Below are 10,754 nucleotides of genomic sequence, written 5' to 3'. Positions count from 1 at the left end.
GTCAACGGCGAAGGCCGGCCGCCTCGGCGATGTCGCGGCGGCCCGCCGGGTCGAGGCGGGCGATCAGCTCGGCGAGGTGGTCGAGCAGGGCGGTGTCGGCCGGTACGTCCGCCTCGGCGAGGCTGGTGCGGACCCGCTCGTCGAGGCGGGCGTGCTCGCGGCGGCCCCGGGCGGTCAGGTAGGCCCGGATACGCCGGCGGTCCAGCGGGTCGATCCGCCGGAACACGAGGTTACGGTCGACGAGCTGGTCGACCAGCTTGGTGAGGGTCCCCGGCGGCAACGACGCCTCGGCGGACACCTCGCTCATCGGATGGCCCTGACCGTCGGCGAGCAGGCAGAGCACCCGCCACGCCTCCGTGGTCAGGTCGTCGTCGGCCAGCACGGCGGCCAACCGGCGGGAGAGCAGCCGTTCGGCGCGGGTGAGCGAGCGCAGCAGATCGGCTGGCGCCCCGGGCACGTCTGACATGGAACTCCCTGGGCCGGTGGCCCTGCCATGGTAGCGACTCGTCCCGGTCCATGGAGAGCTATGGTTTTCCCACGTCGGCCGGGCAATCATGGGCTCATGTCCGCGCCGGCACCGCCGTGGCTCACAGTCGATCGGGCCGTGGTCAGCATCGCGCTGGTGTACCCGATGCGCGGGCCGGCGGGAATGTTCGGCCCGACCTGCGAACTCTGTGCCCAGCTCGCGGTCGAGGAGATCAACGCCGGTGGCGGGGTGCTGGGCCGCGAGGTGCGGCTGGTGCCCCTCGACGGTGGCGCCCCGCCGGCCGAGGTGGCCGCCCAGGTGGAGGCGCTGGTGTCGATGGGCGCCGTGCAGGGCGTGACCGGCTGGCACATCTCTTCGGTGCGGCAGGCGCTCGCGCCCCGGGTCGCGCACCGCGTGCCGTACGTCTACACCGCCCTGTACGAGGGCGGTGAGCGTACCGAAGGGGTCTATCTGACAAGCGAGACGCCGGACGCGCAACTGTGGCCCGCGATGCGGCTGCTCGCGGGGGAGCAGGGCGTGCGCCGCTGGTTTGTGGTCGGCAACGACTACGTGTGGCCCCGGCGTACCGCGCGGGCGGCCCAGCGGTACGCGCTGCGCGGCGGTGGTCGCGTGGTGGGGCAGGCGTTCCTGCCGTTGGAGACGCACGACTTCGACGACGTGTTGCGCCGGATCGAGCGCAGCGCGGCCGACGCCGTGGTGATGCTGCTCGTCGGCGCGGACGCGGTGCGGTTCAACAGGGCGTTCGCGCGTGCCGCGATGGACCAGCGCTGCCTGCGGCTGAGCACCCTGATGGACGAGAACATGCTGCTGGCCAGCGGGGCGGGCGCGACGCGGCGGCTCTACAGCACGGCGGGCTTCTTCGCCGGCCTCGTGACGCAGGAGAACCTGGACTTCCACGGCGAGTTCGCCCGCCGGTTCGGGGTGGAGGCGCCGCCGCTGGGCAGCCTGGGGGAGTCCTGCTACGAGGGCGTGATGCTGCTCGCCGCCCTGATCGGGCAGGCCCGCACCCTCGACGTACGGGCGATCGAGACGGCTGCCGACACGGTGGCGTACCACGGGCCGCGCGGTCGGCTGCAGCTGCGTCGACGGCACGTGCGCCAGCGGATCTACCTCGCCGAGGCCGACGGTCTCGACTTCACAGTGCTCGCCCAGCTCTGACCGCCCGGTACAGACCCTTGACACGTCCACCCGGCCCGGCCATAAGATGCTTCCTGCGTGAAGTATCTACCCCTGAGGGCGGATACCACGATCGTCTGTCCACCGTCGGCGGAATCTGTCCGCCGACCATTGTGGTGGCAATTCTTCACCGAATTAATCACGGCTGAAACCGTCTTACGTGCGACGGTGTCAGCCGTTGTGTCATGCGTTCTCTCCAGGTGTGCGGGAAACAGTCAATTAAGGACTGGGAAACGTCCGCGCAATCATGCCGGTCAACGCTTTGCGTGCCCGTAACCGATGCGATGACCACAGGCGACGTCCACCCGTCGACCTCGGCATCGCCAACTCCACCGGACCGCACCGACCGTCCTTTCGATACTTGAGTGCACCGCAGGGAGATTAGATGTCAGTTCTTTGGGGCCGCCGTATCCTGGCGGGTGCCATGACCCTCGTCGCCGCGGCGGCCATGACCGCGTGCGGCAGCAAGACCAGTGACGAGGGCGGCGCGGCCGGCGTCACCGCCGACGTCTCCGGCAACACCGTCAAGGTGGGCCTGCTCAACTCGCTCTCCGGCACCATGGCGATCAGCGAGGTCACCGTCCGCGACTCCATCATGCTCGCCGTCGAGGAGATCAACGCGGCCGGCGGCGTCCTCGGCAAGAAGATCCAGCCGGTCGGGGAGGACGGCGCCTCGGACTGGCCCACCTTCGCGGAGAAGGCCGAGAAGCTCATCTCCGAGGACCGGGTCGCAGCCGTTTTCGGGTGCTGGACGTCGGCCAGCCGTAAGGCGGTCAAGCCGGTGTTCGAGAAGAACAAGGCGCTGCTGTTCTACCCGGTGCAGTACGAGGGTCTGGAACAGTCGCCCTACATCTTCTACACGGGCGCGACGACCAACCAGCAGATCGTCCCCGGGCTCGACTACCTCAAGGCCCAGGGGACGAAGTCGGTCTACCTGGTCGGCAGCGACTACGTCTTCCCGCGGACGGCAAACAAAATCATCAAGGCGTACGCGGCGGCGAACGGGATGACAGTGGTCGGCGAGGATTACGCGCCGCTCGGGTCCACCGAATTCGGCACGATCGTCAACAAGGTCAAGTCGTCCGGCGCGAAGGCGGTCTTCAACACCCTCAACGGCGACAGCAACGTGGCGTTCTTCAAGGAGTACAAGTCGGCCGGCCTGACCGCCGCCGCGATGCCGGTGGTGTCGGTGTCCATCGCCGAGGAGGAGGTAAAGAGCATCGGCACCCAGTACCTGGAGGGGCAACTGACCGCCTGGAACTACTACCAGACCACGCCCGGCGCGGCGAACGGCAAGTTCGTGGCCGCGTACAAGGCGAAGTACGGCGCGGACAAGCCGACGAGCGACCCGATGGAGGCCGCCTACGTCAGCGTCTACCTGTGGAAGGCGATGGTCGAGAAGGCCGGCGCGTTCGACGTCGAGAAGGTCCGCGGCGCCTCCGACGGAATCACCTTCGACGCGCCGGAGGGCCTGGTCACCGTCGACGGCAAGACCCAGCACATCGCCAAGACCGCCCGCATCGGCAAGGTCGGCGCGGACGGCCTGATCACCGAGGTGTGGAACTCCGGCAAGCCGATCGCGCCGGACCCGTACCTCAAGACCTATCCGTGGGCGAGCGGCCTGAGCTGACGACGCCGGCCCCGGGCGGGCACCGCGACGACGCGCCCCGCCCGGGTCCCCGACCAGCAGTACGGGAGTACCCACCGTGACAGTCCTCTTCGGTCAACTCTTCACCGGCATCAGCATCGGCGCGGTGCTGCTGCTCATCGCGCTCGGGCTGGCGCTGACCTTCGGCCAGATGAATGTCATCAACATGGCGCACGGCGAATTCATCATGGCCGGCGCCTACACCACGTACGTGCTGCAACAGAGCATCACCGGCGCCGGCCTGTCGCTGCTGGTCGCGCTGCCGGTGGCGTTCGTGGTCGCCGGCACGATGGGGGTGCTGCTGGAGATCCTGCTGATCCGCCGGCTCTACGCCCGTCCCCTGGACACCCTGCTGGTCACCTGGGGCGTGTCCCTGATGCTGCAACAGCTCGCCCGGGACATCTTCGGCAGTCCGAACGTGCAGACCCGCGCGCCGGACCTGCTCACCGGCAACGTGGCGGTGCCCGGCGGGCTGACGGTCGCCAACAACCGGCTGTTCATCCTGGCCCTCGCCCTGGCCGCCGTCGCCGCCCTCACTCTGGCGCTGCGGTTCACCCCGTTGGGGCGCCGGATCCGCGCGGTCGTGCAGAACCGCGACCTCGCCGCGGTGTCCGGCATCCCCACCACCCGGGTCGACCGGACGACCTTCTTTCTCGGCTCGGGCCTGGCCGGGCTCGCCGGGGTGGCGCTCACCCTCCTCGGCCCGATCGGCCCGACCATGGGCACCAACCTGATCATCGACGCCTTCCTGGTCGTCGTGGTCGGCGGGATCGGTCAGCTCAAGGGCAGCGTGATCGTCGCCTTCGCCCTCGGGGTCCTCCAGGCCACCGGGGAGTACCTCACGACCCTCAGCGTCGCCAAGGTGATCGTCTTCGTGGCGATCGTCGCGTTCCTCCAGTGGCGGCCACAGGGCCTGTTCACCCTGCGGACCAGGAGCCTCGCATGACCGCCGTGACACCCGCGCCGCCGAGTACCGCCGGGGGCGCACCGGCCCCGGCCGACATCGCGCCTCCGAGCCGGTCCGGTGACCGGCCGCGGCTGCGCACGGCGGCGGGGTTCGCGTTCGGCGCGGCGCTGCTGTTCGCCGTCGCGCCGCTGACGCTGTCGGACTTCCGGCTGGCCCTGCTCGCCAAGTACCTCTGCGTCGCCATGGTGGCCGTCGGCATCGGCATCGCCTGGGGGCGCGGCGGCATGCTCACCCTCGGCCAGGGCGTCTTCTTCGGCCTGGGCGGCTACGCGATGGCCATGCACCTCAAGCTCGCCGACGCGGGTCCCGGTGGGATGCCCGACTTCATGCAGCTGTACGGGCAGCTCGACGAACTGCCAGTCTGGTGGCGGCCGTTCGCCAGCCCGTGGTTCGCGCTGCCGGCCACGGTTCTGCTGCCGATGGCCGTCGCCTTCGGGCTCGGCTCGCTGGTGTTCCGCCGTCGTGTGCGGGGCGCGTACTTCGCCATCCTCAGCCAGGCTCTCGCCGCCGCCATGGTGATCCTGTTGATCGGCCAGCAGGGGACCACTGGCGGCACCAACGGGCTCACCGACATCCAGGGCTTCTTCGGTTACGACCTGGACGACCCGGTCAACCAGCGGATGGTCTACTTCATCATCGCCGGCGTCCTGCTCGGGCTGCTCGCGCTGGCCCGCCAGCTCATCCACAGCCGCTACGGGGAACTGCTGGTGGCGGTACGTGACAGCGAGGAGCGGGTCCGTTTCCTCGGCTACGACCCGGCGTCGGTGAAGCTCGTCGCCTACGTGGTGGCGGCGGGCATGGCGGGCCTCGCCGGCGCGCTGTTCGTGCCGGCGGTGGGCATCATCTCGCCCGCCCTCATCGGCATCGTCCCGTCGATCGAGTTCGTCATCGGTGTGGCGGTGGGCGGCCGGGCCACGCTGCTCGGGCCGGTGCTCGGCGCGGTGGCGGTCGCCTGGGCGCGTACCGCCCTGTCCGAACGTTTCCCGGGCACCTGGACGTACCTGCAGGGTCTGCTCTTCGTGGTGGTGGTGGCGTTCCTTCCCGGCGGCCTGGCGTCGCTGTGGGCGCTGGCCCGCCGCCGCGACGCCGGCCCGGAGCGGAGCCGGCGCGGCTGGCCGGTGCTGGGCCGACGACGTGCCGAGCGGGCGGAGGTGCACCAATGAGCGACGACCGGCTGGACGGGCTGTCCGTCCGTGACGTGCGGGTCAGCTTCGACGGCTTCACCGCCGTGGACGGCGTCTCGCTGGAGGTGCCCGCCGGTGACATCCGGTTCCTGATCGGGCCGAACGGCGCCGGCAAGACCACCCTTGTCGACGCGATCACCGGTCTGGTGCGGGCCACCGGCTCGGTGCGCTTCGGCGACCAGGAGCTGCTGGGTCGCCCGGTGCACCGGATCAGCCGGCTCGGCGTCGGCCGGACGTTCCAGACGTCGACGATCTTCGAGGAGCTGTCGGTCGTGCAGAACCTCGACATCGCCGCGGGCGCCCGCCGGAGCTGGGCCACCCTCGCCCGGCGTCGGCGGGGGATCCCCGACGAGGTGGCCGCCGCGCTGGAGACCATCGGGCTGACCGGCCGGGCCGACCAGCTCGCCGGCACGCTCGCGCACGGCCAGAAGCAGTGGTTGGAGATCGGCATGCTGCTGGTGCAGGACGCGCGGCTGCTGCTGCTCGACGAGCCGGTCGCCGGGATGAGCCACGAGGAGCGCGACGCCACGGGCGCCCTGCTGGCGACGGTGAGCCGGGATCGCACGGTGGTGGTGATCGAGCACGACATGGACTTCCTGCGTCGCTTCGCGCGCAGCGTCACCGTGCTGCACGCGGGAAAGGTGCTCAGCGAGGGCACTGTGGCGCAGGTCCAGGCGGACCCGCGCGTGCAGGAGGTCTACCTCGGCCATCCGGTCGACGCCGGGTCGGTCCCCAGCGGTCTGGAGGCATGATGCTGACCCTGAGTGGGGTGCACGCCGGATACGGACGTTCCCGGGTGCTGCACGGCGTGGACCTCGCCGTCCCGCCCGACGGGGTGGCCGCGGTGCTCGGGCACAACGGCGCCGGCAAGAGCACCCTGCTGCGGGTCGCGGCGGGCCTGCTGCGCCCGACCGCCGGCACCGTCGAGCTGGACGGCGAGGACGTCACCCGTCTCGCGCCGCACGAGCGCGTGGCGCGCGGCATGGCGTACGTCCCGCAGGGCCAGCAGTGCTTCCCGCACCTGACGGCGGCGGAGAACCTGCGCCTCGTCGCCGACGCCCGGCGCGACGGCGCGGTGGTGACCGCGGAGGTGCTGGACCTGTTCCCGGCGCTGCGTCCGCTGCTGCGGCGGCGGGCGGGGCTGCTCTCCGGTGGTCAGCGTCAGCAGCTCGCCATCGCCCGCGCGTTGATCACCCGGCCGCGGCTGCTCATGCTGGACGAGCCGACCGAGGGCATCCAGCCGTCGGTGGTCGCCGAGATCCAGGAGCGGATCGTCGAGCTGACCCGGCAGTCCGGCTTCAGCGTGCTGCTCGTCGAGCAGCACCTCGGGTTCGCGCTGCGGGTGGCGAGCCGCTACCACGTCCTCGAATCCGGCCGGGTCACCTCGCACGGCGACGGGGGAGTGACGGCGGAGCGGGAGGTACGCGCGGCCCTCGCGGTCTGATCCGGGTCGGGTCGCGCCTTCGGCCGAGCGTGGCCCGGCGGCGGCGCCACCGAACGGACAGGCCCGTTCCCCGTCACCTCGCGGCGGCCTGCTCATACTCGGCGCAGCAGCACGTCGAAGGCACCCGCACATGCCGCGTCAGTTCCAGGTGACCGTGGCCCGTGTCCGCCAGAGATCCAGGACGGCCGCGTCGCCGCGTAGTTCAAGGCGTTCAGTCCCGCTCCGGTTCCACAGCAAGAGGTAGAGCTCGGATGCAGGTCCCACGATGGTCAGCTGGGCCGGCATCTCACCGGCGACCAGTCGGCGCCCGGCCGGCTCGATGTGGAAGGTCCATCCCGCGTCGATGTCAGTGGGCACCAGGGCCATGCTGCGGGATGGATCGGCCACCAGACGCCCACCGGGCCGGCCGAAGAAGCCGCTGAGCAGTTCATCGATGCCGTCAGCGGCGAAGGACGGGTCCCAGTGCGGAACCGTGGAGATGGCCGACTCGGCATCGGCGCGGTGTACTGCGGTCTCGTGAGCCTGCCGACGTGCCCAGAACGCCAACGGCGAGGGCGCGGGGAGAAACATCCAACACTCCACGCTCTCGTCAGCCGCTGCCAGCGTGTCCACGAGTGCGCGGTGGCCCTCCCGAAACCAGTCCGACAGCTCGTCGTCATCGACTGCGGCGAAGAACTCCGCCTCTTCCCGATCGGAGAAAGGCTGACGGCGTCCCGTGATCACGTGGGCAGTGGCCCAGCGATGTACACCGCCGACATGGCGCAGCAGATCACGGACCTGCCATCCCGGGCAGGTGGGCACGGGTGCGTCCAGGCCCGCCCGGCGCGCCGCCTCTGCCAGTCGGACGCCCTCCTCATCCAGCACGGCGATGTGCTCGGCGATACGCATGACGGGAGCGTCCCACGGGCCACCTGCCCACCGCCAGGCGGGAGTCGTGTCATCGGTATCGATTTACATTGACGGCGGTCTCTACTAACATCGTGGCTGGGAGTCGCCAAGCGCTGCTGGGCAGCAGTGCCGTCCACCTCTCGGACGGCTTTAATCGATCGGCGTCACATTCTCCGGGGTGGGCACCCAGCGAGGGCAACTGGGCGCCGGCGCATCCACTGGAGCATCGATGAAAATCTCACGAACAGCACGCCGCCTGGGACTGAGCGCGGTTGCAGTTCTCGTCGCCTCGTTCACGATGGTCGTGGTCAACCAGGCCGCTCCGGCCTCGGCGCACGGATCGGTCACCAACCCGCCGTCACGCAACTACGGATGTTACGAGCGCTGGGGTTCCGACCACCTCAACCCCACGATGGCCCAGACCGACCCGATGTGCTGGCAGGCGTGGCAGGCCAACCCGAACACCATGTGGAACTGGAACGGCCTGTACCGCGAGAACGTCGGCGGCAACCACCAGGCCGCCGTCCCTGACGGACAGCTGTGCAGCGGCGGTCGCACCCAGGGTGGCCTGTACGCCTCGCTCGACGCGGTCGGCGCGTGGACCGCGAAGCCAATGCCGAACAACTTCACGCTGACGCTGACCGACGGTGCCAAGCACGGTGCCGACTACATGTTGATCTACATCACCAAGCAGGGCTTCGACCCGACCACCCAGCCCCTCACCTGGAACAGCCTCGAACTGGTGCTGCGCACCGGCAGCTACCCGACCACCGGGCTCTACGAGGCGCAGGTGAACGCGGGCAACCGCACCGGGCGGCACGTCGTCTACACCATCTGGCAGGCATCCCACCTCGACCAGCCGTACTACCTCTGCAGTGACGTGATCTTCGGCGGTGGCGGCACCCCGCCGCCGACGACCCCGCCGCCCACCACCACCCCGCCGCCGACGACTCCGCCGCCCACCACGCCGCCGCCGGCCGGCAACGGTGCCTGCACCGCCACCTACCGCAAGTCCAGCGAGTGGTCCGGTGGCTTCGGCGCCGAGGTCACCGTCCAGGCCGGCAACGCCGCCATCTCCGGATGGACGGTGGCGTGGACCTGGCCCAACGGCCAGAGCATCACCAACGCCTGGAACGCGACGGTCACCTCGAGCGGTTCGTCGGTCTCCGCGTCGAACGTCGCTTACAACGGTTCCCTGAGCGCCAACGCCAGCACCAGCTTCGGCTTCAACGCCTCCTGGAACGGCACCAACTCCGCACCCACCCTCACCTGCACCGCCCGGTAACAGCATCGACGGTGGGGTGGCGCGGCACGCGCCACCCCACCGTCGCCCTGCGCCGGGGCTGACAGTGCGGCGGGGTCGCCACCACGACAGACCCCGCCTGCTGCCCTGCACCACCACCAGGAACCGCGATGAGGTGAAGAACGACCATGATTTCCCGGGTAGGCGTCAGCGGCTGGTACCGAAGCGTCTTCGTATGGATCGAGGTGTGCCTGCTTGCCGCGTCGATCGGTGTGGCCGCCCTGGTCACCTCGACCACCCCGAGGACGGACCCGGCAGTTCTCCGCCAGGAGATCCTGACCCGGATGCGTACGACCCTCGAGCAGGCGGACCCGAAAGATCATCAGCATGCCGGGCATACCGTCCCAGAGGCGTCAGCCGGAGAGCAGGCCCCGCCGACGATCGTCTGTGGAGTCCATGTCTACGGCTACGAGCCCGCCGGGGCCGCCACACTGGCCGACGTCGAGACGGTCTACGGCTTCCACCTCTGCGGCGTCACCGAACAGAAGCGCCATTGGGACGGAGCGGTCAAACTCGTCGGCCCGTTGATCATGGACATGACCACCCGACCTCCCGGCATCGAGGTGGTCGAGGCGACCGCCGACGTCCGATTCGTCGACCGGCTTCGCGAGATGTTCCCCGACAAGTACGAGGAGCTGGCCCTCAGGGAAGCGTTGCCCCCGTCGGAGATGGCCGACCTGCGGCGCCGGTACGACGCCGCCGCCGGCCTCTGACCACACCGAGCGGCCGACACCCGCTGCCCTGCCATCCGCACCGTCCATCCGCCAAGGTGGAGGCGTCATTGTCGTGCGTCGCGACCCCCAGGGAATGATCAGTGTCACCGGCCAGGACACCTGTTGCTTCCGTCCTGCCGCGAGGCGCTGGTGCGGGCCGTCCTGAGCGTGTTCACAAGCGGATTTGCGTTGTGGCGCCCCGCGCGGGCACCGTCCGGAGCGACGGTCATCTGCCCCTAGACTGCGCCGATGGATGCTGAATTCGCCGCGAACGCCGCCGCCACCGCCGCGATCTTCGGAGTCTTCGGGATGGTCTGGTTCGGCTGGGCGCAGGAGGCACCGCCCAAGGCGTGGCGTCCGTGGCTCGGTATCGGCTCGGTGTTGTCGCTGGTGGCAGCGATCATCGGCGGCATCGTCACCGAGCGCACCTGGGACGAGGGCAACTCCGTGGACGAGAGGACGGGGCCGCTCTTCGGTGTGATCGTCCTGATCGAGGTGGTCCTCTGTGCCGCCGGCGCGATCTGGCTCCGGCGGGCCGGCCGCACGTCCCTGGTTCCGGTCTGGATCGCCCTGATCGTCGGCCTGCACTTCTTCCCCCTGGCGCCACTTCTGGGGTATCCGGCCCTCTCGATCTGGGCCGGGCTCGTCACCCTGGTCGCGCTCCTCGGCGCCGCCGTCGCCCGGCGACGCAATCTGACCCCTAGCGCCGTCGTCGGTGCCGGCACGGGCGTGGCCCTCCTGGCCGGAGCGGTGACCGCACTGGTGCATGCGCTCACCTAGGTGGGTGTACCGCCAGGCAGGTCGGTTGAGGTCGTGTGAGGGCACGGCGTAGCTGGACCTGACCCGCCTCGCCGCCACGAGGTCAACACCAACCGCTCAGGCGCGGCAGCGTCAACCCTGTGGCGGCCTCGTGGTGGGCTGTTGGTAGCACGCTCGGGTCCACG

11 protein-coding genes are annotated in these 10,754 nt (G+C 70.1%); 9 read left to right on the top strand and 2 right to left on the bottom strand.

The window, feature by feature from the left end:
- Position 1: 1 nt before the first annotated feature.
- Positions 2-466 carry a MarR family winged helix-turn-helix transcriptional regulator gene (locus FHU28_RS23520; protein WP_184686632.1) on the bottom strand — a complete coding sequence of 155 codons (465 nt, stop codon included), beginning with the start codon at positions 464-466 and terminating at the stop codon, positions 2-4.
- Positions 467-562: 96 nt separating this feature from the next.
- On the opposite strand from FHU28_RS23520, the gene FHU28_RS23515 reads away from it, so the two are divergent.
- The 6 genes from FHU28_RS23515 to urtE all read left to right on the top strand — a co-directional run bounded on the left by FHU28_RS23515 (position 563) and on the right by urtE (position 6,906).
- Positions 563-1,645, top strand: coding sequence for a substrate-binding domain-containing protein (locus FHU28_RS23515; RefSeq protein ID WP_184686631.1), 1,083 nt, complete (start codon positions 563-565; stop codon positions 1,643-1,645).
- 442 nt (positions 1,646-2,087) lie between these two features.
- On the top strand, positions 2,088-3,293 hold the full coding sequence (gene urtA, locus FHU28_RS23510; protein WP_225980764.1) for an urea ABC transporter substrate-binding protein: 1,206 nt from the start codon (positions 2,088-2,090) through the stop codon (positions 3,291-3,293).
- Positions 3,294-3,369: 76 nt separating this feature from the next.
- On the top strand, positions 3,370-4,257 hold the full coding sequence (gene urtB, locus FHU28_RS23505; RefSeq protein WP_184686630.1) for an urea ABC transporter permease subunit UrtB: 888 nt from the start codon (positions 3,370-3,372) through the stop codon (positions 4,255-4,257).
- On the top strand, positions 4,254-5,441 hold the full coding sequence (gene urtC, locus FHU28_RS23500) for an urea ABC transporter permease subunit UrtC (protein WP_184686629.1): 1,188 nt from the start codon (positions 4,254-4,256) through the stop codon (positions 5,439-5,441). Before urtB ends, urtC begins: the two co-directional genes overlap by 4 nt.
- Positions 5,438-6,214, top strand: coding sequence for an urea ABC transporter ATP-binding protein UrtD (urtD, locus tag FHU28_RS23495; RefSeq protein ID WP_116506871.1), 777 nt, complete (start codon positions 5,438-5,440; stop codon positions 6,212-6,214). Before urtC ends, urtD begins: the two co-directional genes overlap by 4 nt.
- Complete coding sequence (gene urtE, locus FHU28_RS23490) at positions 6,214-6,906, top strand: urea ABC transporter ATP-binding subunit UrtE (RefSeq protein WP_184686628.1); 693 nt, start codon at positions 6,214-6,216, stop codon at positions 6,904-6,906. Before urtD ends, urtE begins: the two co-directional genes overlap by 1 nt.
- Before the next feature lie 138 nt (positions 6,907-7,044).
- On the opposite strand, the gene FHU28_RS23485 is transcribed toward urtE, so the two are convergent.
- The gene (locus FHU28_RS23485) at positions 7,045-7,794 is read right to left on the bottom strand and encodes a maleylpyruvate isomerase family mycothiol-dependent enzyme (protein WP_184686627.1); all 750 of its coding nucleotides are present in this window, start codon (positions 7,792-7,794) and stop codon (positions 7,045-7,047) included.
- A 229-nt stretch (positions 7,795-8,023) separates the two neighbouring features.
- Here FHU28_RS23485 and FHU28_RS23480 point away from each other — a divergent pair, with 229 nt between their 5' ends.
- The 3 genes from FHU28_RS23480 (at position 8,024) to FHU28_RS23470 (ending at position 10,590) form a co-directional block, all read left to right on the top strand.
- The gene (locus FHU28_RS23480; RefSeq protein ID WP_184686626.1) at positions 8,024-9,079 is read left to right on the top strand and encodes a lytic polysaccharide monooxygenase auxiliary activity family 9 protein; all 1,056 of its coding nucleotides are present in this window, start codon (positions 8,024-8,026) and stop codon (positions 9,077-9,079) included.
- Between the two features lie 146 nt (positions 9,080-9,225).
- Positions 9,226-9,810 (top strand): hypothetical protein, encoded by a 585-nt coding sequence (locus FHU28_RS23475; protein ID WP_184686625.1) that lies wholly within the window; start codon positions 9,226-9,228, stop codon positions 9,808-9,810.
- A 249-nt stretch (positions 9,811-10,059) separates the two neighbouring features.
- Positions 10,060-10,590 carry a hypothetical protein gene (locus FHU28_RS23470; protein WP_184686624.1) on the top strand — a complete coding sequence of 177 codons (531 nt, stop codon included), beginning with the start codon at positions 10,060-10,062 and terminating at the stop codon, positions 10,588-10,590.
- Positions 10,591-10,754 lie beyond the last annotated feature (164 nt).

The organism is Micromonospora echinospora (assembly GCF_014203425.1).
GTDB lineage: Bacteria > Actinomycetota > Actinomycetes > Mycobacteriales > Micromonosporaceae > Micromonospora > Micromonospora echinospora_A.
Note: the sequence above shows the minus strand (reverse complement) of the source record. Positions and strands in the feature narration are given on the sequence as shown.